General features: G+C 72.6%; 20 protein-coding genes and 1 pseudogene. 9 read left to right on the top strand and 12 right to left on the bottom strand.

Annotated features, from left to right (window positions below; all coding sequences use genetic code 11):
- The first annotated feature begins 11 nt into the window (after positions 1–11).
- From cysC to ACQ9ZG_RS27575, 7 genes are all read left to right on the top strand, one after another.
- Positions 12–557, top strand: coding sequence for an adenylyl-sulfate kinase (gene cysC, locus ACQ9ZG_RS27605; protein WP_018491606.1), 546 nt, complete (start codon positions 12–14; stop codon positions 555–557).
- Positions 554–1492: a sulfate adenylyltransferase subunit CysD gene (gene cysD / locus ACQ9ZG_RS27600; RefSeq protein ID WP_018491607.1), complete on the top strand. Its 939-nt coding sequence runs from the start codon at positions 554–556 to the stop codon at positions 1490–1492. The genes cysC and cysD overlap by 4 nt, the downstream gene beginning before the upstream one ends.
- A gap of 2 nt (positions 1493–1494) precedes the next feature.
- A complete protein-coding gene (locus ACQ9ZG_RS27595) occupies positions 1495–2835 on the top strand; it encodes a sulfate adenylyltransferase subunit 1 (RefSeq protein WP_018491608.1) in 1341 nt (446 codons plus the stop codon).
- 230 nt (positions 2836–3065) lie between these two features.
- The gene (locus ACQ9ZG_RS27590; protein ID WP_028418150.1) at positions 3066–4181 is read left to right on the top strand and encodes an aliphatic sulfonate ABC transporter substrate-binding protein; all 1116 of its coding nucleotides are present in this window, start codon (positions 3066–3068) and stop codon (positions 4179–4181) included.
- Between the two features lie 41 nt (positions 4182–4222).
- Positions 4223–5014, top strand: coding sequence for an ABC transporter ATP-binding protein (locus ACQ9ZG_RS27585; RefSeq protein WP_018491611.1), 792 nt, complete (start codon positions 4223–4225; stop codon positions 5012–5014).
- Positions 5001–5927 (top strand): ABC transporter permease, encoded by a 927-nt coding sequence (locus tag ACQ9ZG_RS27580; protein ID WP_028418149.1) that lies wholly within the window; start codon positions 5001–5003, stop codon positions 5925–5927. Before ACQ9ZG_RS27585 ends, ACQ9ZG_RS27580 begins: the two co-directional genes overlap by 14 nt.
- A gap of 8 nt (positions 5928–5935) precedes the next feature.
- Positions 5936–6688 (top strand): sirohydrochlorin chelatase, encoded by a 753-nt coding sequence (locus ACQ9ZG_RS27575; protein WP_109914032.1) that lies wholly within the window; start codon positions 5936–5938, stop codon positions 6686–6688.
- 22 nt (positions 6689–6710) lie between these two features.
- Here the strand turns inward: ACQ9ZG_RS27575 and ACQ9ZG_RS27570 are convergent, their stop codons facing one another.
- The 10 genes and pseudogenes from ACQ9ZG_RS27570 to ACQ9ZG_RS27525 form a co-directional block, all read right to left on the bottom strand.
- The gene (locus ACQ9ZG_RS27570; RefSeq protein WP_028418147.1) at positions 6711–7328 is read right to left on the bottom strand and encodes a mycothiol-dependent nitroreductase Rv2466c family protein; all 618 of its coding nucleotides are present in this window, start codon (positions 7326–7328) and stop codon (positions 6711–6713) included.
- Positions 7329–7556: 228 nt separating this feature from the next.
- Positions 7557–9338, bottom strand: a complete 1782-nt coding sequence (locus ACQ9ZG_RS27565; protein WP_499281332.1) for an ABC transporter ATP-binding protein — start codon at positions 9336–9338, stop codon at positions 7557–7559.
- Positions 9335–11221, bottom strand: a complete 1887-nt coding sequence (locus tag ACQ9ZG_RS27560; protein ID WP_499281331.1) for an ABC transporter transmembrane domain-containing protein — start codon at positions 11219–11221, stop codon at positions 9335–9337. Before ACQ9ZG_RS27560 ends, ACQ9ZG_RS27565 begins: the two co-directional genes overlap by 4 nt.
- A 238-nt stretch (positions 11222–11459) precedes the next feature.
- Positions 11460–11843: a nuclear transport factor 2 family protein gene (locus ACQ9ZG_RS27555; protein WP_018491617.1), complete on the bottom strand. Its 384-nt coding sequence runs from the start codon at positions 11841–11843 to the stop codon at positions 11460–11462.
- Positions 11836–12384: a DUF1697 domain-containing protein gene (locus tag ACQ9ZG_RS27550; protein ID WP_109915321.1), complete on the bottom strand. Its 549-nt coding sequence runs from the start codon at positions 12382–12384 to the stop codon at positions 11836–11838. Before ACQ9ZG_RS27550 ends, ACQ9ZG_RS27555 begins: the two co-directional genes overlap by 8 nt.
- Positions 12385–12527: 143 nt before the next feature.
- Positions 12528–13733 carry a S8 family peptidase gene (locus tag ACQ9ZG_RS27545; protein WP_109915318.1) on the bottom strand — a complete coding sequence of 402 codons (1206 nt, stop codon included), beginning with the start codon at positions 13731–13733 and terminating at the stop codon, positions 12528–12530.
- Positions 13734–14359: 626 nt separating this feature from the next.
- Positions 14360–15550, bottom strand: a pseudogene (gene mgt / locus ACQ9ZG_RS27540) (macrolide-inactivating glycosyltransferase); the annotation flags it as partial.
- 78 nt (positions 15551–15628) lie between these two features.
- A complete protein-coding gene (locus ACQ9ZG_RS27535) occupies positions 15629–16918 on the bottom strand; it encodes an ABC transporter substrate-binding protein (RefSeq protein WP_109915319.1) in 1290 nt (429 codons plus the stop codon).
- Positions 16918–17757, bottom strand: a complete 840-nt coding sequence (locus tag ACQ9ZG_RS27530; protein WP_028418140.1) for a carbohydrate ABC transporter permease — start codon at positions 17755–17757, stop codon at positions 16918–16920. The genes ACQ9ZG_RS27535 and ACQ9ZG_RS27530 overlap by 1 nt, the downstream gene beginning before the upstream one ends.
- Positions 17758–17812: 55 nt before the next feature.
- A complete protein-coding gene (locus ACQ9ZG_RS27525) occupies positions 17813–18784 on the bottom strand; it encodes a carbohydrate ABC transporter permease (RefSeq protein WP_109915320.1) in 972 nt (323 codons plus the stop codon).
- A 125-nt stretch (positions 18785–18909) separates the two neighbouring features.
- On the opposite strand from ACQ9ZG_RS27525, the gene ACQ9ZG_RS27520 reads away from it, so the two are divergent.
- Positions 18910–19776 (top strand): phosphotransferase enzyme family protein, encoded by an 867-nt coding sequence (locus ACQ9ZG_RS27520; protein WP_499281330.1) that lies wholly within the window; start codon positions 18910–18912, stop codon positions 19774–19776.
- A 43-nt stretch (positions 19777–19819) separates the two neighbouring features.
- Here ACQ9ZG_RS27520 and ACQ9ZG_RS27515 read toward each other — a convergent pair whose 3' ends face one another.
- Together ACQ9ZG_RS27515 and ACQ9ZG_RS27510 are read right to left on the bottom strand one after the other, a co-directional pair.
- Positions 19820–20533: a 3'-5' exonuclease gene (locus ACQ9ZG_RS27515; protein ID WP_099219880.1), complete on the bottom strand. Its 714-nt coding sequence runs from the start codon at positions 20531–20533 to the stop codon at positions 19820–19822.
- Between the two features lie 98 nt (positions 20534–20631).
- Positions 20632–21867, bottom strand: a complete 1236-nt coding sequence (locus tag ACQ9ZG_RS27510; RefSeq protein WP_026238151.1) for a DUF5919 domain-containing protein — start codon at positions 21865–21867, stop codon at positions 20632–20634.
- Between the two features lie 407 nt (positions 21868–22274).
- On the opposite strand from ACQ9ZG_RS27510, the gene glgX reads away from it, so the two are divergent.
- Entirely contained in the window at positions 22275–24404 is a 2130-nt protein-coding gene (gene glgX, locus ACQ9ZG_RS27505) for a glycogen debranching protein GlgX (RefSeq protein WP_028418136.1), read from the top strand.
- Positions 24405–24443 lie beyond the last annotated feature (39 nt).

Here is a 24443-nt window from a genome sequence, read left to right as displayed (position 1 = left end):
AGGAGAGTTCGATGAGCGTGACGGAGACGGGAGCCACGATCTGGCTGACCGGTCTGCCGAGCGCGGGCAAGACCACCATCGCGTACGAGCTGGCCGCCCGGCTCCGTACCGAGGGCCACAAGGTGGAGGTGCTCGACGGCGACGAGATCCGCGAGTTCCTCTCCGCGGGGCTCGGCTTCTCCCGCGAGGACCGGCACACCAACGTGGCCCGGATCGGCTTCGTCGCCGAACTCCTCGCCGCCAACGGTGTGAAGGTGCTCGTCCCCGTCATCGCCCCGTTCGCCGACAGCCGCGAGGCCGTCCGCAAGCGGCACGCCGCCGAGTCCACCACCTATCTGGAGGTGCACGTCGCGACGCCCGTCGAGGTGTGCTCCGTACGCGATGTGAAGGGGCTGTACGCCAAGCAGGCGGCCGGCGAGATCAGCGGTCTCACCGGGGTCGACGACCCCTACGAGGCGCCCGAATCGCCCGACCTGCGGATCGAGTCGCACCAGCAGACCGTGCAGGAGTCAGCGGCGGCGCTCCACGCGCTGCTCACCGAGAGGGGCCTGGCGTGAGTGCCGTCACCACCACCGTGTCCGAGGACACCGCGAACCCGTACGCGCTCAGCCACCTGGACTCCCTGGAGTCGGAGGCGGTCCACATCTTCCGTGAGGTGGCGGGGGAGTTCGAGCGGCCGGTGATCCTGTTCTCCGGCGGCAAGGACTCCATCGTGATGCTGCACCTGGCGCTCAAGGCGTTCGCGCCCGCGCCGGTGCCGTTCTCGCTGCTGCACGTGGACACCGGGCACAACTTCCCGGAGGTCCTGGAGTACCGCGACCGCACGGTCGAGAAGCACGGGCTGCGGCTGCACGTGGCCTCGGTGCAGGAGTACATCGACGCCGGGAAGCTCCGCGAGCGCCCCGACGGCACCCGCAACCCGCTCCAGACCGTGCCGCTGACCGAGGCGATCCAGCAGCACCGCTTCGACGCGGTCTTCGGCGGCGGGCGGCGCGACGAGGAGAAGGCCCGGGCCAAGGAGCGGGTCTTCTCGCTGCGCGACGAGTTCTCCCAGTGGGACCCGCGCCGCCAGCGCCCCGAGCTGTGGCAGCTGTACAACGGGCGGCACGCCCCCGGAGAGCACGTGCGGGTCTTCCCGATCTCCAACTGGACCGAGCTGGACGTCTGGCAGTACATCGAGCGCGAGGGGATCGAGCTGCCGGAGATCTACTTCGCCCACGAGCGCGAGGTCTTCTCCCGCAACGGCATGTGGCTGACGGCCGGCGGCTGGGGCGGCCCCAAGGAGCACGAGCCCGTCCAGACCCGCCAGGTGCGCTACCGCACGGTCGGGGACATGTCCTGCACCGGGGCCGTCGACTCCGACGCCACCACGCTGGACGCCGTGATCACCGAGATCGCCGCCTCCCGGCTCACCGAGCGGGGCGCGACCCGCGCCGACGACAAGATGTCCGAGGCCGCGATGGAAGACCGCAAGCGCGAGGGGTACTTCTAACCATGACCACACCCATCCTCTCGGCCGAGCAGCTGTCGGCCACCACCCTGCTGCGCTTCGCCACCGCCGGGTCCGTCGACGACGGCAAGTCCACCCTCGTGGGCCGGCTGCTGCACGACTCCAAGTCGGTCCTCACCGACCAGCTGGAGGCCGTCGAGCAGGTCTCGCTGAGCCGCGGCCAGGAGGCGCCGGACCTGGCGCTGCTCACCGACGGGCTGCGGGCCGAGCGCGAGCAGGGCATCACCATCGATGTCGCCTACCGCTACTTCGCCACCGCCCGGCGCCGCTTCATCCTCGCGGACACCCCGGGCCATGTGCAGTACACCCGCAACATGGTCACCGGCGCCTCCACCGCCGAGCTGGCCGTGGTCCTGGTCGACGCCCGCAACGGGGTCGTCGAGCAGACCCGCCGCCACGCCGCCGTCGCCGCCCTGCTGCGCGTCCCGCACGTGGTGCTGGCCGTCAACAAGATGGACCTGGTCGACTACGCGGAGCCCGTGTTCGCCGCCATAGCCGAGGAGTTCACCGCGTACGCCGCCTCCCTCGGCGTCCCGGAGATCACCGCCGTCCCGATCTCGGCGCTGGCCGGGGACAACGTGGTGGAGCCCTCCGCGCACATGGACTGGTACGGCGGGCCGACCGTCCTGGAGCACCTGGAGACGGTCCCGGTGAGCCACGACCTCACCGCCTGCCACGCGCGCTTCCCCGTGCAGTACGTGATCCGGCCGCAGACCGCCGAGCACCCGGACTACCGGGGGTACGCGGGTCAGATCGCGGCCGGGGTCTTCCGGGTCGGCGAGGCCGTCTCCGTACTCCCCTCGGGGCGTACGACGACGATCACCGGCATCGACGCGCTCGGCGAGAGCGTGGACATCGCCTGGGCGCCGCAGTCGGTGACGCTCCGGCTGGCCGACGACATCGACATCTCGCGCGGCGACCTGATCGCCCCGGCCGCCGACGTGCCGCCGGTGACGAGGGACGTCGAGGCGACCGTCTGCCACGTGGCCGACCAGCCGCTCTCGGTGGGCCAGCGGGTGCTGCTGAAGCACACCACCCGCACGGTCAAGGCGATCGTCAAGGACATCCCCTCCCGGCTGACCCTGGACGACCTCTCCCAGCACCCGGCCCCCGGGCAGCTGGTCGCCAACGACATCGGGCGGGTCGTCGTGCGGACCGCCGAGCCGCTCGCGCTGGACACGTACGCCGACTCCCGGCGCACCGGCTCGTTCCTGCTGATCGACCCGGCGGACGGGACGACGCTCAGCGCCGGCATGGCGGGCACCGCGTTCGCCGCGGCCACGGAGCCGGTCGTGGCCGACGACGACGCCGAGTGGGACTTCTGATGAGCGACGACTTCTTCTCCACCTTCGCGAAGGAGGGCGGCCGGGTGGGCAGCGGCGCCCTCGGCAGCGGCCAGGGAGGCGTGGGGCGATGTGCGTGATGACGTACGCGCACCGCTCGCGCGCCCTGAACCCCCCGCATCCGTACCGCCGAAGACCTGCCGATCTCCCGGCCGCGCCCCCCTGACCAGCAGCGGGACGCGAGTACCGGGCCAACGAGAGGAAAGCCTCCCGTGCCTGCCCCCCGTTCCACCGTTCGCCGCTCCATAGCCGCCGTCGCGGTCCTGCCGCTGCTCGCCGTGGCCGCCACCGCCTGCGGCTACGGTTCCGAAAGCACCGACGACGGCGCGAAGAAGGCGGACGTCTCCAGCGGCGGGAAGAAGCTCTCCGCCGACACCGTGAAGATCGGCTACTTCCCGAACCTCACGCACGCCACCGCCCTGGTCGGTATCCAGGAAGGCACCATCCAGAAGGAACTGGGCGGCACCAAGGTCGAGTCCACCACCTTCAACGCGGGCCCGTCCGAGATCGAGGCGCTGAACGCCGGATCGATCGACATCGGCTTCATCGGCCCCTCCCCCGCCATCAACGCCTACGTCAAGTCCCAGGGCAAGGGCCTGCGGATCGTGGCGGGTGCGGCCTCCGGCGGGGTGAAGCTGGTGGTCAACCCGGACAAGATCAAGACGCTGGACGACCTCAAGGGCAAGCGGATCGCGACCCCGCAGATCGGCAACACCCAGGACGTGGCCTTCCTCAACTGGATCTCCGAGAAGGGGTGGAAGGTCGACCCGCAGAGCGGCAAGGGCGACGTCTCGGTGATCCGCTCGGACAACAAGGTGACGCCGGACGCCTACAAGTCCGGTTCGCTGGACGGGGCGTGGGTCCCCGAGCCGACCGCGTCCAAGCTGGTCTCCGAGGGCGCGAAGGTGCTGCTCGACGAGAAGGACCTGTGGCCGGACAAGAAGTTCGTGATCACGCACATCATCGTGTCGCAGAAGTTCCTCGACCAGCACCCCGACGTCGTCGAGGCCGTGATCAAGGGTTCGGTCTCCACCAACAAGTGGATCAACGACAACCCGGAGGAGGCCAAGGCCTCCGCCAACAAGGCGCTGGAGAAGCTGAGCGGCAAGCCGCTGCCCCAGGACATCCTCGACCCGGCGTGGGAGTCCATCGAGATCCTCAACGACCCCCTGGCCACCACGCTCAAGACGCAGTCGGAGTTCTCGGTGAAGGCCGGTCTGCTGAAGGACCCCCAGCTGGAGGGCATCTACGACCTGGGCCCGCTGAACAGGATCCTCAAGGCCGAGGGCCAGCCCGAGGTCGCCGACGCCGGTCTCGGCGTCAAGTAACCCACCCGAACCGGACCCAGGATTCCCAGGAGGTGACGACCATGGCGACCACCACCCTCACCAAGGCCGAGGACCGTACGACGGTCGAGCACGCCGCCCGTCTCTCGCATGTCTCGAAGTCCTTCGCCGGACCCACGGGGCAGCAGCTCGTGCTGGACGACATCTCGCTCGATGTCGCTCCGGGTGAGTTCGTCACCCTCCTGGGAGCCTCCGGGTGCGGCAAGTCGACGCTGCTCAATCTGGTGGCCGGACTCGACCGCCCGTCCGCGGGGTCCATCGAGACCCCCGGCGGGCGGCCGGCCCTGATGTTCCAGGAGCACGCGCTCTTCCCGTGGCTCACCGCGGGCAAGAACATCGAACTGGCCCTGCGGCTGCGCGGGGTGCCCAAGTCGGAGCGGCGCACCGAGGCCGAGCGGCTGCTCGAACTCGTCCGGCTCGGCGGCGCGTACGGCAAGCGGGTGCACGAACTCTCCGGCGGTATGCGGCAGCGGGTGGCGATGGCCCGCGCGCTCGCCCAGGACAGCCAACTGCTGCTGATGGACGAGCCGTTCGCGGCCCTGGACGCCATCACCCGCGATGTGCTGCACGACGAGCTGACCCGGATCTGGCGCGAGACGAACGCCTCGGTCCTCTTCGTCACGCACAACGTGCGCGAGGCTGTGCGGCTCGCGCAGCGGGTCGTCCTGCTCTCGTCCCGGCCGGGCCGGATCGCCCGGGAGTGGACGGTCGACATCGAGCAGCCGCGCCGCATCGAGGACACCGCCGTGGCGGAGCTGTCCGTCGAGATCACCGAAGAACTGCGTGGGGAGATCCGCCGACATGGCCAGCACTGACATCACGTCCGACCGGAAGCGGCCGGGCGGGCCGGCCTCCCCCGCCGACGCCAGGCCCGACGACATCGCCGGTCTGGAGGCCGGTCTCGACGCCCTGGACGCGGTGCAGATCCGCCGCACCCCGGTCCGCGAGGTCCTGAGGGCCAAGGTGCTGCCGCCCGTCGTGGCGGTGGCGCTGGTGCTGATCGTCTGGGAGCTGCTGGTCCGGGCCGAGGTCACCGAGGTCTACAAACTGCCGCCGCCCTCCGCGGTCTGGGACAGCGCGGTCGACATGTGGCTGAAGGGCACGCTCCTGGAGGTCGTCTGGACCAGCGTCTCGCGCGGTCTGCTCGGCTTCCTCCTGGCGGTGGCCATCGGTACGCCGCTGGGGCTGCTGGTCGCCCGGGTGAAGCTGGTCCGGGCGGCGATCGGGCCGATCCTCTCCGGGCTCCAGTCGCTGCCGTCGGTCGCGTGGGTGGCCCCGGCGGTCATCTGGCTCGGGCTGAACGACAGCATGATGTTCGCGGTGATCCTGCTGGGCGCGGTGCCCTCGATCGCCAACGGACTGGTCTCGGGCGTGGACCAGGTGCCGCCGCTGTTCCTGCGGGCGGGCCGTACGCTGGGGGCCACCGGCATCCGGGGCACCTGGCACATCGTGCTGCCGGCCGCACTGCCCGGCTATCTGGCGGGCCTCAAGCAGGGGTGGGCGTTCTCCTGGCGCTCGCTGATGGCCGCCGAGATCATCGCCTCCTCCCCGGAACTCGGTCTGGGGCTCGGGCAGTTGCTGGAGAACGGCCGCAGCAACTTCGACATGCCCGGGGTCTTCCTCTCGATCCTGCTCATCCTGTTCGTCGGCATCGCGATCGACCTGCTGATCTTCAGTCCGCTGGAGCGGTGGGTGCTGCGCAGCCGCGGCCTCCTCGTCAAGAACTGAGTCCCGCCATGACCCACCCCGTCCTCCTCGTCATCGCCCACGGCAGCCGCGATCCGCGGCACGCCGCGACCGTGCACGCGCTCACCGAGCGGGTGCGGGCGCAGCGACCGGGGCTGCGCGTCGAGACCGGGTTCCTGGAGTTCAACGCCCCTTCCGTGCCCCGGGTCCTGGAGCGCCTGGCCGCGGAGGGGGCGGACGAGGTCATCGCCCTGCCCCTCCTCCTCACCCGGGCGTTCCACGCCAAGAGCGACATCCCCTCGGTCCTGCGCGAGGCCCGCGCCCGGCTGCCCCGCCTGCACATCCGCCAGGCCGACGTCCTCGGCCCGTCCCCGCTGCTCAACGCCACGCTGGGCCGGCGGCTGCGGGAGGCCGGGGTCCGCCCCGGCGACCTCCCCCGGACCGGGCTCGTCCTGGCCTCGGCGGGATCCACAGACCCGGAGGCGATCGCAGTGATCGCTGAAATCGCGCGGGAGCTGCGGCACACCGGTTGGTGCGCCGTGCGGCCTGCGTTCGCCTCCGCCGCTCTCCCCCGTACCGAGGAAGCGGTACGGGCCCTGCGCGCCGAGGGGGTCGACCGGGTGGCGGTGGCCCCGTACGTCATCGCCCCCGGCCGCCTCCCGGACCGCATCGCGGCGGGCGCGGAGGCCGCCGGAGCCGACGTACTGGCCGATGTCCTGGGCCCGGCCCCCGAGCTGGCGCGCCTGCTGCTGGACCGGTACGACGGGGCACGGGTGCCGGTGGGGGCCTCGCTGTCGGCGTGAGGCAGCCGCTGCCCCGCGGCCGTCAGTCGAAGGAGAGGCCTCCGGTGCGGCTGCGCTTCAGTTCGAAGAAGCCCTGGTGGTTGGCGAGGACGCGGAAGCTGTCGAAGAGTTCGGCCGCGTTCTCGCCGCGCGGGATCGCGTTGAGGACCGGGCCGAACCAGACGGTGCCGTCGACGTGGATCGTCGGGGTGCCCACGTACGCGTCCTTCTCCGGCTCCTTGCCCGCGTCGTGGCTGCGGGCCACGTCCTCGTCGTACGCCGTCGAGTGCGCGGCCTTCGCCAGCTCGGCGGGGAGGCCCGCCTCGGCGAGGGAGGCGGCGATCACCGCGTCGAAGTCCTCCTCCTTCTGCTGGTGGATGCGGGTGCCGAAGGCGGTGTAGAGGTCCCGGAGGACCCCGTCTCCGTGGGCGGCGGCCGCGGCGACGGCGACCCGGACCGGGCCGATCGACTTGTCGACCAACTCGCGGTACCAGGGGGCCAGTTCGTTGCCCTCGTTGTGCAGGTAGAGGCTCATGGGGCGGAAGCGGAGGTCGATGTCGCGCAGCTGCTCCACCTCCAGCATCCAGCGGGAGGCGATCCAGGCGAAGGGGCAGGCGGGGTCGAAGTAGAAGTCGACGGCCGTGCGGTCGTGGGTGCTCATGACCGCGATCCTAGACAGTGCCGGGCACGGACCCCCGGGCCAATGTGATTCGGGTGTGATGGGCCACTCCGCCCGCGTTCCGCCGCACCCCGCGGGCGCGGCCGGAACCTTCCCGGTGGTCGGGGACGACCGCATCTGCCGGGCCGGCGTGGTCTCGGCGGCGGCGTACTGCCGCTCGGTCGCCGAGAGGGCGTCGGCGGGGATCCGGTCCGGGCCGTCGCCCGGGGGTCAGGGGCGACGGTCCGCCGTGGCGCGGCTGCCGGACCAGGCGCGCCAGAGCGCCGCGTACGGGCCTTCGGCGGTGCGCAGTTCGTCGTGGGTGCCGCTCTCGACGACCCGGCCGGCCTCCAGGACCACGATCCGGTCGGCGGCGACGGCCTGGGTGAGGCGGTGGGCGACGATCAGGGCGGTGCGGCCGGCGAGCGCGGCCCCGGCGGAGCGCTCCAGGGCGCGGGCGCCCGCGCTGCCCGCCTCGGCGGTGGCCTCGTCGAGGACGGCGACCGGGGGGTCGGCCAGGACGAGCCGGGCGAGGGCGAGTTGCTGGGCGCGGGCCGGGTCGGGACGGTGACCGCCCTCTCCCACGACGGTGCCGAGCCCCTCGGGCAGGGCCTCGGCCCACTCCAGGGCGTGCACGGTGGCGAGGGCGGTGCGGAGGTCGGCGTCGGTGGCGTCGGGGCGGGCGAGGCGGAGGTCCTCGGCGAGGGTGCCCGTGAAGACGTGGACCTCCTGGGTGACGAGGACGACGGAGGGGCCCGCCGTGTCCTTCGCGGCCACGGAGACCGAGCCGCCGGTGGGTTGCTGGACGCCCGCGACGATGCGGGCCAGGGTGGACTTCCCGGCGCCGCTCGTGCCGACGAGGGCCACGTGTTCGCCCGCACGGAGGGTGAGCGACACCTCGTCCAGGACCGTGCGGCCGGGACCGTAGGCATGGCTCACGGCGTCGGCGGTGACGGCGGCGCCGGGCTCGGACCGCTGCCCCGGCAGCCGTACCGCGTTCTCCTCCAGATCGGTCACCCCGACCAGCCGCGCCAGCCCGGCCGCCGCTGACTGGGCCTCGTCGAGCAGGACCAGGGCCGCGTTGACGGGCCCGAAGAGGCTGTGGAAGTAGAGGGCGGCGGCGGTCGCCGTGCCGATGGAGACGGACCCGTCGCGGACCAGGAGGAACCCGGTGACCAGGACGGCCGCCAGCCCCACGTACTCCGCGATGTGCAGCCGGGCGTAGAAGCCGAGCACCAGGTGGACGCTGCGCATGGTCAGCTCGACGGCCCTGCGCGAGGCCCGGGCGCTCTTCTCGGTGTGCCGCTCCTCCAGGCGGTGGCCGCGTACGGTCACCGCTCCCCCGATGGTCTCCAGGAGCTGTTGCTGCTGGGCCCCGTTGGCGACCCGCTGGTCGGCGTAGACGGTGGTGGCCCGGCGGACGTACCACCGGGCGGTGAGCGCCTGGACGGGTACGGCGAGGAGCGCCGCGAGCAGGAACCGTACGTCCAGCAGGGCCATCGCCCCGAGCGTCAGCACGATCGCGAGGACCGAGCGCGCCATCTCGGGCAGGGCCGAGCGGACGGCCTCCGCGACCCGGGCGACGTCGCCGGTGACCCGGGCGGTGAGGTCGCCGGACCCGGCGCGCTCCAGCCGGTCGGCGGGGAGGTGCAGGGCCCGCTCGACGAACTGTTCGCGCAGCCGGGCGAGTACGGTCTCGCCGAGCCGGGCGACCTGGGTCAGCCCGTACGTGGTCGTGGCGCCCTGGACGACGGCGACCGCCAGCAGGAGGACGACGGGGAGGGTCAGCGCGTCGGCGGGGCGGCCGTCGGCCACGATGTCGACGATGCGGCCGAGCAGCGGCTGGACCAGGAGCCCCACGGCCGTCGCACCGACGAGCACGCCGAGGCCCAGGAACGCCCGGCCCCGGTCCGGACGGATCAGGGCGCGCAGGGCGGCCCGGGTGCGGGCACCGGTGGCGACGGGCAGCAGGTCGGCGCGGTCGTCGGCCGTGCCCGGTGGAGTGCTGGTCATGTGAGCACCGCCGAGCGGTAGACGGGATGGTCGCGTACGAGGTCCTCGTGCGGGGCCTCGGCGGTGACGGTGCCGCCGTCGATGAGGACGACCCGGTCGGTGGCGGCGAGGAGGGCGGGGCTGCTGGTGACGAGGACCGTGGTGCGGCCGGAACGGGCGCGGCGGATCCCGGTGGCGATCCGGGCCTCGGTGGCGGCGTCGACGGCGGTGGTCGGGTCGTGCACGACGAGGACGGTCCGGTCGGCGGCGAGCGCCCTGGCCAGGGCGACGCGCTGGCGCTGGCCGCCGGAGAGGGTGCTGCCGCGCTCGCCGATCCGCCCGGCGGTGCCGCCGGGCAGGGTGGCGGCGACCTCGTCGACGGCGGCGGCCTCCATGGCGGGGTGCGGGTCGGCTCCGGCGGGGGCGGCGGCCGTGACGTTGTCGAGGAGGGTGCCGTCGAAGAGCCGGGCGTCGTGCTCGGCCACCAGGAGCGTGGCGCGCAGGGCGGCGGGCGCGAGTTCGGTGAAGGGGGTGCCGTCGAGTTCGACGCGCCCCCGGTCGGGGTCGCAGCGGCGGGCGAGGCAGCGGAGCAGGGTGGCCGCGTCGGCGGTGTCGGTGACGACGATGCCGAGGTGCTCGCCGGCCCGGACGGTGAGATCGATCCCGTCGAGCCCGCCGTGCCCGAGGCGGTGCAGGCGGAGTTCACCGGAGGGGGGAGCGCCTGCGGGGGCGGAGGTGGCGGCACCGGCAGCGACTGCCGGACCGGCAGTTCCGGTAGCGGACGCAGAGGCGGCCGGTCCGGAGGCCGAGGCGGAGGTCGCCGGTCCGACGAGCCCAGCAGCGGCCTGCCCCGCGGGCCCGGCCGCGGACACACCCGCTCCGGACGCCACCCGCGCAGCGGCACCGCCCGGAGCGGACGGTTCCGCCGTGCCGCCCGTCGTCTCGCCCGGCGCGGCCAGCACGTCCGCGATCCGGGCGGCGGACGCGCGCGCCTTGGCGAGTTCGGCGCCGACCCAGGCCAGTACGGCGATCGGGCCGGGCAGGAAGAGGGCGAGGCCGACGGCGGAGACGAGGGCACCGAGGCCGATGGAGCCGCTGAGCACCAGGCGGCCGCCGACGAGGGCGACCAGGGCGATGAAGGCCCCGGTGAGGGTGAGCATCAGTCCCGTCTGGAGGGCGGCGGCGCGGGCGGCGCGCACGTTGGCGTCGCGGGACGCCCGGCTGGTGGCCCGGTACCGGGCGACGGCGGCGTGCTCGGCCCGGAGCCCCTTGAGCACCCGGACCCCGGCGACCAGGTCGGCGGCGACCCCGGAGGCGTGGGCGGCCCGCTCCTGCTCGGCCTCGCTGCGGTGCTCCAGCGGGCGGGCGAGGCAGTGGCCGAGCGCCATCAGGACCGGGGCGCCGACCAGGACGAGGAGGCCGAGCGGTACGGAGGCCCGGAGCAGCAGGACCGCGCCCGCGACGACGCCGACGACGGCGGCGATGCCGAGGGTGAGGGCCATGTTCAGGGCCCCGACCCGCCGTGCGTCCTCGGTGGCCACGTTGACCAGGGCCCCGGGCGGCCGCCCGGCCTCGGCACCGCCGTGCGGCGCGAGGACCCGGCGTACGACGTCGAGGCGCAGGTGGTGCGCGGCCTGCTCGGCGGCGCGTTCCCCGGCCCGGGCGCCGAACCGGAAGCCGTACGAGAGCATCGCGTAGACCAGGGCGAGGACCACCAGCCACAGGGCCAGCGCTCCCCCGTCCGGCCGGACCACGGCCCGGTCGACGATGAGCCCGATGAGGACGGGGACGAGCGCCTCGCCGGTCTGATGGGCGGCGCCCAGCAGCGAACCGACGGCGACGTCCCGGCGCTGTCCTGCGACGGCGCGGCGGATGACACCGCGCCCGGACGTGTCAGCCCCCACCCACCTGCTCCTCCCAGCGTGTACCGGACCATGTACCGGACAGAGAGGAGGGGCGATTTTCAGCCATCCGTCTCCAGCCAAACGACAGCAAGGCTAACCCGGCCCCGCCCGGCGCCGGCCCCCCGCCCCCGCGGGCACGACCGCGCCCGGCCCGCGGGCACGGCCGCTCCCGGGCCCGTATGCGCGACGGCGCCAGGCCCTGCGGACGACCGCCCCGGCCGCACCGGCACGCGCGGGCTCAGAACTCCGCGAACGGATCGTCGGCGAACGGGGTCGCCTGGTGGAAGTAGAGGCGCCACCCCGCGCCCGTCAGCCGCCACAAGGAGCTGCGGTGGGAGCGGAGCCCCTTGGACTCGGTGTCGAAGGTGAGGTGCACCAGGTCCGAGCAGAGCTCCTCGCCCCGCATCCGGGAGGCGGTGAGCGGGCCGGGGCTCGGGGCGTCGTCGGCGGTGAGCGCCGCGATGATCGTCTCCCGGTTCCAGAGCCGGCCGCTGCTGCCGATCTCCCGGAACTCCGGGTGCAGCAGGGCGACGAGGAGATCCGCGGAGGCGCGCACCACCGGGTCCAGCAGGCGGAGCTCGCCTTCGATGGCCGCGGCGACGGCGGGCGAGGGCTCAGACACGGGTCATCTCCACGAGTTTCGCCACGGTGTTCCAGTTACGGGTGGTGGCGGTGAGGCCCTGTGTCTGGCGGGGGCGCGCCAGCGCCTCGGCCAGCTTGGAGCGGCCGAGCCCGTCGGGGGCGTACAGGTAGAGACAGCGGTCACCGAGCGCGAAGGCCTCGGGCAGAAACGTCTCGGCGTCGAGCGCGGCGAAACGGCCGGCGTCGACCGGGCGGTCGAAGTAGGTGACGTGGAGCTGCCTGCCCTCCAGCTCGGCGGCGGGGTAGGGACAGGCCTCGGCGACGGCGGCGAGGTAGGCGCCGCTGCGGACGACGCAGCCGACGGGGAAGCCGAACCGCTCGTGGACCGCCTGCTCCAGGGCGGCGGCCAGGGCGTCCTCGTCCTCGGTCCCGCTGCGGAAGACGGCGTTGCCGCTCTGGAGGTGGGTGGCGATGTCGGTGTGTCCCAGGCCGGCGAGGACCGTGCGCAGTTCGGGCATCGGGACCCTCTTGTGGCCGCTCACGTTGATCCCGCGCAGCAGGGCCGCGTACTTCGTCGTCATGGCGCCCCACACTAGGACGATCTTCCGCCGGGCGCGCAGCCGCCGCGCCCCGTGGGGGAGGGCGCGGCGACGGCTGTGCGTGGGGGGTGTGGCCGGACGGTGGCGGTGGGGCGCCACCGTCCGGCAGGAGTGATGCGTGGTGACTACTCGACGATCTTGAGGAGCTTGTTCGCCGTGCCCTCGGTCGCGTTGGAGATGGCGTCCGGGGTGGCTCCCTCGGTCAGCGCCGTGGCGACCGCCTCCGGGGTGGCGTCCGGGTTGCCCGCCAGGTAGACGGCGGCGGCGCCGACGACGTGCGGGGTCGCCATGGACGTACCGGAGATGGTGTTGGTGCCGGTGTCGCTGTCGTTCCAGGTCGACGTGATGTCCGAGCCCGGGGCGTAGATGTCCACGATGGAGCCGTAGTTGGAGAAGGAGGACTGCTCGTCGGCCTCCGTGGACGAGGCGACGGTGATCGCCTCGGGAACCCGGGCGGGCGAGACCTGCCCGGCGTCGCTGGACTCGTTGCCCGCGGCCACACCGAAGGTGACGCCCGCGGCTATGGCCTTCTGGACGGCCGCATCGAGGGCCGGGTCGGCGCCGCCACCGAGGCTCATGTTGGCGACGGACGGGCCGGACGCGTTGGCGGCGACCCAGTCGATGCCGGCGATGACCTGCTCGGTGGTGCCCGAGCCGTTGTCGTCCAGGACGCGGACGGCCACGATCTTGGCCTTCTTGGCGACACCGTGCGAGGCCCCGGCGATGGTGCCCGCCACGTGGGTGCCGTGCCCGTTGCCGTCGTCGGCGTCGTCGTCGTTGTCCACGGCGTCGAAGCCGGAGGTGGCGCGGCCCTCGAAGTCCTCGTGGGTGACGCGGACCCCGGTGTCGATGACGTACGCGGTGACGCCCTCACCCGCGGTGTCGGGGTAGTTGTACGCGTTGTCGCCCGCGGTCTCGGTCTGGTCGACGCGGTCCAGACCCCACGACGGGGGGTTCTCCTGGGTGGCGTTGATGCTGAACTTCTTGTTCTGCACCACCTTGGCGACGGCCGGGTCGGCGGCGAGGCGCTTGGCCTCGGTCTCCGAAAGGCCGCTGGCGGAGAAGCCGTTGATGCTGGAGGAGTAGTTGCGCTGGAGCTTGCCGCCGTACTCCTTGGCGAGCTTGGACTTGTCCGCCTTCTCACCCAGCATGACGATGTAGCTGCCGGAGACGGCGGTCTCGGCGTCCGCGCCGTAGACCGTGCCCATGGGAACCGGTGCGGCTCCGGCGAACGAGGTTCCGAACAGAGTGACTCCGGCTGCGGCTGCCACGGCGGTGATCGCGGCGGTCAGCTTGGTCCGGCGGGTGATGGTGCGCTGGTGCTTGGCCATGATGAGGGGTCTCCTCGTCAATCTCTGTGGGGGGATTGACCTCCGGCCGGAAGATCTCCGGGGGTTGGCTCGAAACCCTGACCGATTGACGAGCACAGATCAAGACCCCCTTGCATCTGCGACTTACTCAACAAGCTTTCGTAACAAGGAATCGGCCATGGCGGTCCACAGCGGGCGGCGGGCGGCGACGCCCCGGTGGCAGCGCCGGAACGGCGGCCCGCGAGAAGGCTGCTTACCCGGGGAAACGCCAGGTCACAGGCGCTCCCGTGCCGCACGTCCGACCGCGCGCCGAAGGCGCGTCACCCCGGAACCGGTGCTGCCGGGCGCAGTTGGGCATGCGTGAAGACCCGTGAAGGTGCGTGAAGAAGTACGCAAGGAGGGTGAAGTCCCCTGCCGGGGGTGTGGAGTCCCCAGGGGGGTGCGTGCAGATGCAACGCCCATGCGCCCCGCACATACGGACGCCCCGTCCCGGACCACCGTGTTCCGTGGTGGCCCGGGACGGGGCGGACAACGTCCGGATACCAGTCAGGCCGATCCGCTCAGCGAGGCGGTCCGGCCCCTCCTCCCGGCGGGACGGCCCGGCTTCCGACCTCGGCGAGGCGGTTCGGCCTCCGCCCTCGACCAGGCAGTTCGGCTTCGATGAGGTCGGCGGCCCGGAGCGTGCCGCCCTCCTTCGCCATCCGCTCGCGCAGCCGATCCGACCGCGCCGCCACCTCCGGATCCCCGACCAGGGCGAGGACCGCCTCGCGCAGCGTCGCCGCGTCGGCCTCCTCCATCGGGACGTGCCGGGCCACCCCGAGCGCCTGGAGCCTGTCGGCGTTGCCGAACTGGTCGACGGCCTGCGGCACGGCCACCATCGGCGTCCCCGTGGCGAGCCCCTCCTGGCTGCCGCCCGCCCCGGCGTGGGTGATGAACGCGTCGGCCCGCTTCAGCACCGCCAACTGCGGCACCCACGGGTGCACTTCCACGTTCGCCGGTACGTCGCCCAGCTCGGCCGGGTCGACGTGCGCGCCGATCTGGAGCACCACGTGCCAGCCGGGCAGGCCGCCGAAGGCCGCCACGCACTCCCGGTAGAAGGCGGGCTGCTTGGTGAACGAGGAGCCGAGCGAGACCAGGAGCACCTTCTCCGCCCCGGCCGGCCGCTGCCACTCCCCCTGATCCGCCCGGTCGCCCTGGCAGGCGCCGACGAAGGTGAACACACCGTGGTCCACCCGGTCCGCGTTGGGCTGGAGCGCCTCGGGGATCAGGACCAGGCCGCGGCGCGGGCGGGCCACGAAGTCGTCGCTGGAGAGATGGCCGAGGCCGTTCCCGGCGAGCCAGGCCGCGAAGCGGTCGTAGTACGCGCGGCCGCGCCCGGTCCCCTTCAGCTCGGCGGTCATCGGCTCGCCGACCTCCTTCTCGTACCCCTCCCAGGGCACCAGGTTGGGCCAGAGGGCGACGGCGGGAACGCCCCAGCGGTGGGCGAGGACGCGGGCGGGATAGGAGGTGATGTCGTGCAGGACGAGATCGGGCTCGTCCCCGGCGAAGGCGGCGGCGAGCCGCGGCAGCGCCTGCACGGCGTCGTCGAGGAAGGGTTCGAGGTTGTCGATCAGCTCGGTGCCCCAGGCCTCGGGGTCCTCCTCGGTCGGCAGGGTCGAGGTGTAGATCACCGGCTCGGCGCCGGTGGCGGCGACCTTCCCGGCGAACGAGGCGGGGATCGCGTAACTGACGCGGTGCCCGCGGACGACGAGCTCCCGGATGACGTCGAGGCTCGGGTTCACATGCCCGTGGGCGGCGATGGAGAACATGGCGATGTGGGCGCGCGGCGATCCGGTCATGCACTCCACCCTAAGCGAGACGATACGTCTCGTCTAGTTATTTCGTGGCTCCCCTCCGGAGCCGGTTGCGAGGCTGCTTCAGCGCTGGTAGCGGGCCAGGACCCGGTTGCCGTCGTCGACCAGGCGTTCGCGCAGCTCGGCGGTGCCGATCGCGCCGCTGTAGTACTCCTGGAGGGCGGGGGTGGCGACCTTGTCCTTCCACTCGGGGTAGCCCCGTACGGTCTGCGCGGGCGCCGGGCGGAGGTGCTTCGCGAGCGCCGTCCCGGTGGCCCAGCCGTGCTCGGCGGTGTGCAGGGAGGGATGGGCGAGGGCGGTGGTGCCGGTGGGCAGCATCCAGTCGCCGCGGGCGAGGCGGACCATGTTCGGCGGCCGGAGCAGGAAGTCGATGAAGGCGACGGCCTCCTTTTTGTACGGACTGTCCTGCGCGACGGAGAGGGTCTGCGGGCTCACCCCCTGGTCCGGCCCGCCGGGGCCCGCCGGTGCGGGCAGCACCGTCCAGGCGAACCCTTCGGGGGCCTGCTCCACGATCTGCTGGCGGTAGGCGAAACCGAGCGGGACCATGGCGTACCGCCCGCCGAAGAAGCCGGGCAGGGTGTCCGAGCCGCCCATGCCCAGGGCCGTACGGGCCGCGCTGCGGTCGGAGTTGACCTGGTCGCGGATGGTGCCGGTCACCACCCGGTCGCCCGCCTCGAAGCGCAGCTCGGCCTTGCCGTCCGGCGCGCGGTGGAAGAGCTTCCCGCCCCCGGAGAGGCCCAGGTTGAGGGTGACGGAGACGGGCTCCTTGAGCGGCCAGGCGACCCCGTAACGGCCCTTCCCGGTCAGCGCCTTGGACACCTCGCGGAACTCCGCCCAGCTCCAGGGGCGCTCCGGCGTCGGGATGCGGGCCCCCGAGGCCTTCAGCAGCTTCGTGTTGGCGATGAGGACGCGCGGCTCCTGCAGGAAGGGGACCCCGTAGACACCGCCGTCGAACGTGGTGGTGCGCCAGGACTGTTCGGGGATGTCGGCCTTCAGCCGGCCGGGGAGGAGGGGGCGCAGGTCGGTGAGGTAGCCGCCGTACGCGAAGTCCGCGAGGTCGTCGGAGGCGTCGTGGATGATGTCGGGCGCCTCACCGCCCTCGAAGGAGGTCAGGAGCTGGTCGTGGACGTTGTCCCAGCTGCCCTGGACGTACTCCACCTGGACATCGGGGTGGGCGGCGTTCCACTCCCGCACCAGCTGCTTGTTGGCGTCGACGGACTCCTTCTGCCAGGCGAGCGACTGGAACCGGAGCCGGACCGTGCCGTCGGCGTCCCGCCCGTCGCCGGTGCTCGAACAGCCGGTGAGCAGCAGCGCGAGGGCGGTGGCCGCCGCCCGCCGGACCAGGGCGCGCATCAGCCCCTCACCGCCCCGGCCGTCATCCCGCCGGTGATCCGCCGCTGGATGAAGGCGAAGAGGACGAGGGAGGGCAGCGTGGCGAGGAACGCGGCGGCGGCCAGCGGCCCGAGGTCGGCCACGCCCTCCGCGCCGAGGAAGTGGGTGAGGACGACGGGCAACGTCTGCTTCTCCGGGGTCTTGAGGAGAACGAGCGCGAAGAAGAACTCGTTCCACGCGGTGATGAACGCGAAGAGGGCGGTGGCCACGATCCCGGGGGCGAGCAGCGGGGCGACGACCGAGACGAGGGTCCGTACGCGCCCCGCCCCGTCGACGGCGGCGGCCTCCTCCAGCTCCGTGGGCACGGCCCGTACGTATCCGGCGAGCATCCAGAGCGCGAAGGGCAGCGACCAGACGACGTAGACCAGGATCAGCCCCCAGAGGGAGTTGATCAGGTGCAGGTTCTTCAGGACCAGGAAGAGCGGGATGATCACCAGCACGAACGGGAACGCCTGGCTGACCACGACCCACCCGGTGGCGGCGGTGGCGAGCCGGCCCCGGTGGCGGGCCATCACATAGGCCATCGGGGTGGCGATGGTGACGGCGATCAGGGCGGCGGAGACGGCGGCGATCAGCGAGTTGGCCGCCGCCTGGAGCAGCGGCTGCTCGTCGAAGGCCTGGCGGAAGTTGTCCAGGGTGGGGTCGTCGGGGATCCAGGTGGGGTGGAGCGAGCCGAGTTCACGGGCGGGCTTGAAGGCGGTGGAGAGCAGCCAGAGGAACGGGAAGGCGAGGAAGACCAGATACGCGAGCAGCGCCAGGTACTGCCCGGCGCGGGCGGCACGGCCGGTGGGCAGGCTCATCGCGTCCCGCCTCTCCCGTGGGCGCCCCGCCCGGGAACGGCTCTCCGGAGGATGCTCATCGCTCCCCGCCTCCTCCTCTGATCCGGCCGACGAGGAAGCAGGCGAGGAGCACGGAGATCACCGCGACCATCACACAGCCCATCGCGGCGGCGTAGCCGAACTGTCCGTAGCGGAAGGCCTCCTCGTACGCGAAGAGCATCGGCAGCCGGGTCCGGCCGCCGGGCCCGCCGCTCGTCAGGACGTAGACGAGGGCGAACGCGTTGAAGTTCCAGATCAGGTTGAGCGCGCTGACGGCGAGCGCGATGGGCCGGATCGCGGGCCAGGTGACCGTGCGGAACCGGCGCCAGGCGCCCGCGCCGTCCAGGGCCGCCGCCTCGTGGAGTTCGTGCGGGGTGTTCTGGAGTCCGGCGAGCAGGGCGACGGTGGTCTGGGGCATCCCGGCCCAGATGCCGACGAGGATCACGGCGGGGAGCGCGGTGGCCAGGCCGGTGAGCCAGTCGCGGCCGTCGCCGAGGCCGAGGCCCCGGAGGGTCTCGTTGAGGACGCCGGCGTCGGGGTGGTAGACGAGGCGCCACATGATGCCGACGACGACCTCGGGCATCGCCCACGGGATGATCGCCAGCGCGCGAGCCAGCCAGCGCAGCCGCAACCGCTGGTTGAGCAGGAGGGCGAGGCCGAGGGCGAGGAGGAACTGCGGGACGGTGACGCCGATCGCCCAGAGGAGGCCGATCCGGAACGAGTCCCAGAAGAGGGTGTCGTACCAGAGGTCCTGGAAGTTGAGGGTGCCGATCCACTGGGTGGAGCGGGTGCGGCCGGACTGGGCGTCGGTGAAGGCCAGGGCGATGCCGTAGAGGAGCGGGCCGACGCTGAGGACCAGGATGGGGAGGAGGGCGGGCAGGACGAGGAACCAGGCGGCCGCGCGGTCCCGGACCGCTCCCGGTGCCGTGGCCGCCGGTCCTGCCGCCGCCGGTCCCCTGCCCGGGTGTCCGGGCCGGGGGCGCCGCCCCTTCACGGCCTCCGATGCCACGAATACCCCCCTTTCACCGCCTTGGAGGAGTTCATCCCGTTCTGGCCGCACGGGTGGCCTCCGTCATCGTGCTGACGGGCCGTCGGTTCGTCAAGGTGGCCTGCGCGGATGCGAAAATCGCACCCATGGACGAGATGCGTGCGCGCGAGGTGCTGTCGGCGGCCGGCTTCCCCGGTGCGGCGGAACTGCTGGCGCTGGGCGAGAACGCGGTCTTCGCGGCCGACGGGCTGGTGGTGAAGGTCGGCCGGGACGCCACCGGCCACCCGGAGCTGGCGGCCCGCGCGGAGCGGGAGGTGGCGGTCGCGGAGTGGCTCGCGGCGTCGGGCGTCCCGGCGGTCCGGCCCGCCGGACCCGGGGTGCGGCTGGTCGAGGGTCACCCGGTGACGGTGTGGCACCGGCTGCCCGCCCCCGTGCGCCCCGCCGAACCGCGCGACCTGGCGCCCCTGCTCTCCCGGATCCACACGCTGTCGGCCCCGGCGGACTTCACGCTCCCGCGCCGCGAGCTGCTCGGCGGGGTGGAGCGCTGGCTGACCCTGGCGGGCGACACGGTCGACCCGGCCGACGCCGACTACCTGCGCGCCCGCCGCGACGGCTTCGCGGCCGCGGCCGCCGCCCTGACCCCGCATCTGCCCCCGGGCCCGATCCACGGCGACGCGCTCCCCCGCAACATCCACATCGGCCCCGAAGGCCCGGTCCTGGTCGACCTGGAGACCTTCTCCTGGGACCTACGGGAACACGACCTGGTCGTCCTAGCCCTCTCCCGCGACCGCTACGGCCTGCCCGCCGCGGCCTACGACGCCTTCACCACCGCGTACGGCTGGGACGTCCGGGAGTGGGAGGGCTGCGCGGTCCTCCGCGGCGCCCGCGAGACCGCCAGCTGCGCCTGGGTCGCCCAGCACGCACCGACCAACCCGAAGGCCCTAACGGAGTTCCGCCGCCGGGTCGCCTCACTGCGCGACGGCGACCCGGAGGTGCGGTGGTATCCGTTCTGAACGCGGCCGGCCGACGCTTCCGCAGGTGCCCGTCCCGCTCGGGTCACCGCCCCCGGGGTATCACCGGCCACGCCTGCTCCACCACCGCTTCCGGGTTGGCCGTGCGGCGGAGGTAGGCCTGGAGGGAGGCGGACTGTTCGGCGGCGGCGCGGACCTGGAGGGCGTGGAGTTCGGTGGGGGGCAGGGTGCCGACCGGGCGGTGCCGCTCGCCCATGCGCCGGACCACGCGGACCGCCGCCACCGCGTCGGCCGCCGCGTCGTGGGCGTCGGAGAGGGTCACGCCGTAGTGCTCGCAGAGGGCCTGGAGGGCCCGCTTGCCCTTGCGGTACTTGTCGACGTGTTTGTCGATGACCAGGGGGTCGATGACGGGCGAGGGCACACCGCCGATGCGCTGCTCGACGGAGGCCAGGCCGTACCTCGCGCACTCGCGGTCCAGCAGCGACAGGTCGTAGCGCGCGTTCATCACCACCAGCGGCACCCCGGAGCGCAGCACTCCGGCGACCGCGTGGGCGATCTCCTCGACGGCCGAGGCGGCCCGGGCACCGTGCCTGCGGGCGTGGTCGGTGGCGATGCCGTGGATGGCGGCGGCCTGCTCGGGTATCACCACCCCCGGGTCCAGCAGCCAGGTCCGCATCTCGGTGACCGCGCCGTCCGGCTCCAGCCGGATCAGTGCGGCGGTGACGATCCGGTCGGTCTCGACGTCGGTCCCCGTCGTCTCCAGGTCGAAGCCGACCAGTGGTCCCTGATGCCAGCTCATCCCGATACCTCCTTCGTGGCGCTCCCCCGTGGTGCTCCCCCGAGTGATGACCACCTTCGCACGCGGCACTGACAACGAACGGGACGGGTGGCGGGGGCCTACGAGACCGGGCGCGAGTCCGTCCAGACCGATTCGAACTCCTCGCGGTAGGTCTCGAAGAGGCCGCTCTCGCTGTCCTGGCCCGCCCGCACCACCGTCCGCCGCCCCCCGCCCCGCAGCACCAGCACCGGCGCCTCCATGCCCCGGGCCCGCCGCAGATACGGCTGGACGACGCCCACCGCGTCCGCCCCGTCGCCGTCCACCAGGTACGCGGTGAAGCGCGGGGTCTCGTCGAAGACCTGGATCTCGAAGGCGCCCGGATCGCGGAGCTTGGAGCGGACCCGGCGCATATGGAGGATGTTCATCTCCACCGACCGGCTCAGCTCGCCCTTCTTGAGGCCCAGTTCCCGCTCCCGCCGCTTCACCGCGCTGCTGGCCGGGTTGATGAAGAGCAGCCGGACCCGGCACCCCGACTCCGCGAGCCGGACCAGCCGGCGGCCGGAGAAGTTCTGGACGAGCAGGTTGAGCCCTATGCCGATGGCGTCGAGCCGGCGCGCCCCGCCGAACAGGTCCTCGGCCGGCAGCTGGCGCTGGAGCCGGACCCGGTCCGGGTGGACGGAGACCACGTCCGCGTACCGGTCCCCGACCAGCTCCTCCACCGCGTCCACCGGCAGCCGGTCGGCGGAGGCCACCCCCGCCCCGCTGCCCAGGATGTCCAGCAGCCGGGCCGAGGCCCGCTCCGCCTGGGCGAGCACCGCCTCGTTCAGCGCGCGGTTGCGGGAGACGACGTTGCGGGCCACCTCCAGCTCGTCCAGGGCAAGCTCCACGTCCCGCCGGTCGTCGAAGTACGGCTCGAAGCACGGCCAGTGCTGGACCATCAGCTCCCGCAGCTGCGGGAGGGTCAGGAAGCTCAGGACGTTGTCGTCGGCCGGGTCCAGCAGATAGCCCTTGCGCCGCGAGACCTCGCGTACGGCGACGGCACGCTGCACCCACTCCTGCCCGGCGGGCCCGGCGGCGGCCACCACCCAGTCCTCGCCGTGCACCGGCTCGTAGATCGGCCGGAGCACCGCGGCGACCACCGCACGCAGCCGCTGTTCGACCAGATTCAGCCAGATATAGGCGCGCCCGGCCCGCTGCGCGCGGGTGCGTACCTCGCTCCAGGCCTCGGCGCCCCAGTCCAGCTCGGCGCCGATCTCCATGGGCTGCGCAAGGGACACCGCCCCGGGCGGCGCATCGGTCGATTCCCCCTCGTGACCTGCGTCACCTGGGGGTAGCTCGAACCCTCCCGAGCTCACCCGTCTACCGCCTTCCACTCCCCCACCCAACGATCAAGGAAGGGTACTCCGGGAGCGGGATCCGGTGCAGCCCGATGGCCGGGACGGTTTCCCAACTCCCCAGTTCCAGCGGCCTGTTCTTTGCGGTGAGATCGGGTGGAGTGAGCTGATTCATAGCGATTGGCGAACCCGGCGAAGGCCGCTTTCCGGACGCCCGCCGGCCGCGCGCGTCCGCAATCGCGTCCGGGGCGGCACCCCGGTGCCCGAAGTTGACCGGTGTGGCCGGAGACGGGCGACGGGACTGGGCCGCACCGCGTGACGTACTAGGTACGCGCCGCCCTTTCGGAGAGTATTCGTGGGTAACCGTCAGGGGGTAACAGGCCGAGAAAGGCCGACGCACCCGGATCAGAAATGGAAGAGTTCTGCCTATGCAGGTCTGGCCGGGACACGCTTATCCCCTCGGCGCCACCTATGACGGCGCCGGTACCAACTTCGCGGTCTTCTCCGAGGCCGCCCACCGGATCGAGTTGTGCCTGCTGCACGACGACGGTTCGGAGACGGCGGTGGAGCTGCGCGAGACCGACGCCTTCGTGCGCCACGCCTATCTGCCCGGGGTGATGCCCGGTCAGCGGTACGGCTTCCGGGTCCACGGGCCCTACGAGCCGCAGCACGGCCAGCGGTGCAACTCCGCGAAACTGCTGCTCGATCCGTACGCGCGTGCGATCGCCGGCCGGATCGAGTGGGGCGAGGCGGTGTACGGCTATCCGTTCGGGCGGCCGGACGCCCGCAACGACCTCGACTCGGCGCCGCACACCATGACCTCGGTGGTGGTGAACCCGTACTTCGACTGGGGAGACGACCGCCGCCCCCGTACGGACTACCACCGGACGGTGATCTACGAGGCGCACGTCAAGGGCCTCACGATGCTCCATCCGGGGCTGCCGCCCGAGCTGCGCGGCACGTACGCGGGGCTCGCCCACCCGGAGATCATCGCCCACCTCACCGAACTGGGCGTCACGGCGATCGAGCTGATGCCCATCCACCAGTTCGTCCAGGACCACCGCCTGGCCGACATGGGGCTGGCCAACTACTGGGGCTACAACACCATCGGCTTCTTCGCCCCGCACAACGCCTACGCCTCCTGGGGCGAGCGCGGCGAACAGGTGCTGGAGTTCAAGCAGGCGGTCAAGGCCCTCCACCAGGCGGGCATCGAGGTCATCCTCGACGTGGTCTACAACCACACCGCCGAGGGCAACCACCTGGGCCCCACGCTCTCCTTCCGGGGCCTGGACAACGCCTCGTACTACCGGCTGACCGACGATCAGCGGTACTACATGGACACCACGGGCACCGGGAACTCCCTGCTCATGCGGTCCCCGCACGTCCTCCAGATGATCATGGACTCGCTGCGGTACTGGGTGACCGAGATGCATGTGGACGGCTTCCGCTTCGACCTGGCGGCGACCCTCGCCCGCCAGTTCCACGAGGTCGACCGGCTCTCCTCCTTCTTCGACCTGGTCCAGCAGGACCCGGTGGTCAGCCAGGTGAAGCTGATCGCCGAGCCGTGGGACGTGGGCGAGGGCGGCTACCAGGTGGGGAACTTCCCGCCGCTGTGGACCGAGTGGAACGGCAAGTACCGCGACACGGTCCGCGACCTGTGGCGGGGCGAGCCGCGCACCCTGGCCGAGTTCGCCGGGCGGCTGACGGGCTCCTCCGACCTCTACCAGGACGACGGGCGGCGCCCCCTCGCCTCCATCAACTTCACCACCTGCCACGACGGCTTCACGCTGCACGACATGGTGTCGTACAACGACAAGCGGAACGACGCCAACGGCGAGGGCAACCGGGACGGCGAGAGCCACAACCGCTCCTGGAACTGCGGGGTGGAGGGCGAGACGGACGACCCGGAGGTCCTGGAGCTGCGGGGCCGCCAGATGCGGAACTTCATCGCCACGCTGATGCTCTCGCAGGGCGTCCCGATGCTGAGCCACGGGGACGAGTTCGCCCGGACCCAGCAGGGCAACAACAACGCCTACTGCCAGGACAACGAACTGGCCTGGATCCACTGGCCCGATCCGGAAGCGCCGGACGACGCGTTCCGGCGGAACCTGCTGGAGTTCACCCGGGCCATGGTGTGGCTCCGCCGCGACCACCCGGTCTTCCGGCGCCGCCGCTTCTTCCACGGACGCCCGGTGGAGGGCACCCACGACGAGCTGTCCGACATCGCCTGGTTCACCCCCGAGGGCGAGGAGATGACCCAGCAGGACTGGCAGGCGGCGCACGCCAAGGCGCTGACCGTCTTCCTCAACGGCCACGCCATCTCCGAGCCGGGGCCACGCGGGGAGCGGATCTCCGACGATTCGTTCCTGCTGATGTTCAACGCGAGCGCCGAGACGCTGGACTTCGCCGTCCCGGTCGGCCACGGGGAGCAGTGGCAGGTCGTCGTGGACACCGCACGCGCGGAAGGGGTGCCTCCGGGGACCGGGCCGAAGGTGGCCGAGGGCGAACAGGTCACGATGATCGGCCGCAGTCTGACCGTGCTGAAACGGCCCGCCTGAGGCCCCGCGCCCGCGCTCGGCGGGGTGAGCGTTCCGCCC

This window comes from Streptomyces araujoniae, assembly GCF_050871195.1.
Classification (GTDB): domain Bacteria; phylum Actinomycetota; class Actinomycetes; order Streptomycetales; family Streptomycetaceae; genus Streptomyces; species Streptomyces bacillaris.
Note: the sequence above shows the minus strand (reverse complement) of the source record. Positions and strands in the feature narration are given on the sequence as shown.

Excerpts from the sequence above, each read along its gene's own strand:
- cysC (WP_018491606.1), top strand. The coding sequence starts at position 12 with ATGAGCGTGACGGAGACGGGAGCCACGATCTGGCTGACCGGTCTGCCG.
- ACQ9ZG_RS27595 (WP_018491608.1), top strand. The coding sequence starts at position 1,495 with ATGACCACACCCATCCTCTCGGCCGAGCAGCTGTCGGCCACCACCCTG.
- ACQ9ZG_RS27585 (WP_018491611.1), top strand. The coding sequence starts at position 4,223 with ATGGCGACCACCACCCTCACCAAGGCCGAGGACCGTACGACGGTCGAG.
- ACQ9ZG_RS27580 (WP_028418149.1), top strand. The coding sequence starts at position 5,001 with ATGGCCAGCACTGACATCACGTCCGACCGGAAGCGGCCGGGCGGGCCG.
- ACQ9ZG_RS27575 (WP_109914032.1), top strand. The coding sequence starts at position 5,936 with ATGACCCACCCCGTCCTCCTCGTCATCGCCCACGGCAGCCGCGATCCG.
- ACQ9ZG_RS27570 (WP_028418147.1), bottom strand. The coding sequence starts at position 7,328 with ATGAGCACCCACGACCGCACGGCCGTCGACTTCTACTTCGACCCCGCC.
- ACQ9ZG_RS27565 (WP_499281332.1), bottom strand. The coding sequence starts at position 9,338 with ATGACCAGCACTCCACCGGGCACGGCCGACGACCGCGCCGACCTGCTG.
- ACQ9ZG_RS27550 (WP_109915321.1), bottom strand. The coding sequence starts at position 12,384 with ATGACGACGAAGTACGCGGCCCTGCTGCGCGGGATCAACGTGAGCGGC.
- ACQ9ZG_RS27545 (WP_109915318.1), bottom strand. The coding sequence starts at position 13,733 with ATGGCCAAGCACCAGCGCACCATCACCCGCCGGACCAAGCTGACCGCC.
- ACQ9ZG_RS27535 (WP_109915319.1), bottom strand. The coding sequence starts at position 16,918 with ATGCGCGCCCTGGTCCGGCGGGCGGCGGCCACCGCCCTCGCGCTGCTG.
- ACQ9ZG_RS27530 (WP_028418140.1), bottom strand. The coding sequence starts at position 17,757 with ATGAGCCTGCCCACCGGCCGTGCCGCCCGCGCCGGGCAGTACCTGGCG.
- ACQ9ZG_RS27520 (WP_499281330.1), top strand. The coding sequence starts at position 18,910 with ATGGACGAGATGCGTGCGCGCGAGGTGCTGTCGGCGGCCGGCTTCCCC.
- ACQ9ZG_RS27515 (WP_099219880.1), bottom strand. The coding sequence starts at position 20,533 with ATGAGCTGGCATCAGGGACCACTGGTCGGCTTCGACCTGGAGACGACG.
- glgX (WP_028418136.1), top strand. The coding sequence starts at position 22,275 with ATGCAGGTCTGGCCGGGACACGCTTATCCCCTCGGCGCCACCTATGAC.